We start from the raw sequence: 1042 nt of genomic DNA, 5'->3' as shown, positions 1-1042 counted from the left end.
GGGAGCTGTCCAGGGCGCTGCGGATCGTGGCGCGGCACTCGGCGGCGGTGAGTCCCCGGGCCTCCCCAGCCGCTTGGAAGGCGTCCTCGGCCACGTGGCGGGGGAGGTCGCCCCACGCGACGAAGCGCCCCACCTTGAAGGCGGACCGGTTGAGGGTGACGTTGCGCAGCCCGTCCGGGGCCGCAGCAACGGCGGCGCATTCGGCTTCCAGTGCGGCCAGCGCCGCGCGGCTGCCGTCCACCGCAGGGAGCCTGAGCGGGCCCGCGGGGCGTGCGGGGGCGGGTTGCAGGATGGTTTGCAGCCATCCGGGCAGTGCGGCCGTCTCAGGGCCGCACAGCGCTTCGTAGGGTCCGGTGGGGGTGGTGCTGCCGGCGGCGACGACGTAGCCGCCCCATGCGCGGGTGTCGACCGAAGCGGCCACGGTGCCCGCCGTGTTGGCGAGCCGGACGCCGGGCGGGGCGGTGAAGTACAGGTGCTGTCCGCCGCTCGCGGTCCGGGTGCGGTAGGTGGTGGGGACGGCGTGCCCGGCGCGCTCGCAGAGCGCCTTGAAGGTCGCCGCGCCGTCAGGCGCGTCCGAACTGCCCTTGTGCTCTGGGGTGTCCAGGTCGACGACGACCAGCCCGGAGGGGCCGGTGGCGATGCCGACGTTGAACGGCGCGCGTGACCAGGCGGCGCGGATACGATCCGGGTCACAGGTCGCGCGCTGCTCCCACTTGCGGTGCCCGCTCGCGCACGGCCCGGTACGGGTGCACGCCTTCTCTCCGTGCAGCGCGGGCCGCTTGGTGCCGGGACGGAGCGGGAAGACGTGCCAGCCGCGCGCGGCGGCGTCCAGCGCTGCGGACAGCAGCGCGGATTGGGGGTCATGGGTCATGCTGGAGGTCTCCAGTTCCTTGATGGGTTCTGGCTGGCAAGGGCGGCCCCGCGTTCTTTGGCGAGAGGTGGGGGCCGCCCTTGGCGTAGCTAGGCGTCGGGGGTGTCGTTGAGCAGCCCGGCGGGGTCGGGGTGGAACGCCTTGGTGTAGAGGCGGACGCGGTACCCGTCG

General features: G+C 74.2%; 1 protein-coding gene. It reads right to left on the bottom strand.

The annotated features are described in order from the left end of the window. A partial coding sequence (locus C1I97_RS37765; protein WP_111007353.1) for a bifunctional DNA primase/polymerase occupies positions 1-871 on the bottom strand: 871 nt, incomplete at its 3' end. Positions 872-1042 lie beyond the last annotated feature (171 nt).

Source organism: Streptomyces sp. NTH33 (assembly GCF_003236365.1).
GTDB lineage: Bacteria > Actinomycetota > Actinomycetes > Streptomycetales > Streptomycetaceae > Streptomyces.
This window is presented reverse-complemented; position numbering and strand designations above follow the sequence as displayed.